General features: G+C 67.7%; 1 protein-coding gene. It reads right to left on the bottom strand.

Annotated features, from left to right (window positions below; all coding sequences use genetic code 11):
- Positions 1 to 282, bottom strand: a 282-nt coding sequence (locus IG78_RS47420) for a transposase (RefSeq protein WP_157856083.1), incomplete at both ends; no start/stop codon positions are given.

Genomic DNA, 282 nt, shown 5'->3' with positions numbered 1-282 from the left:
CGGCCGGGGATCTGATCGACGCGTTCGGGAATCGTGTGCGGGATGCCGCGTCGTCGCAGGTAGGCACGGATCCTTCGAGAGCTGTAGCCCTTGTCGGCAACCAGGCGGTCGGGCCTGGTCCGCGGATGCCCGGGCCCGACTCTGGGCACGCTGATCGAGCCCATCACCTGCTCGAAGCGGGTGCAGTCGTTGGCCTGGCCGCCCGATAAGACGAAGCTGAGAGGACGGCCGAGTCCGTCGCAGGCCAGGTGAACCTTCGTGCTCAGTCCACCACGGGATCGG

It is taken from the genome of Streptomyces aureocirculatus (genome assembly GCF_000720475.1).
Classification (GTDB): Bacteria; Actinomycetota; Actinomycetes; order Streptomycetales; family Streptomycetaceae; genus Streptomyces; species Streptomyces aureocirculatus.
This window is presented reverse-complemented; position numbering and strand designations above follow the sequence as displayed.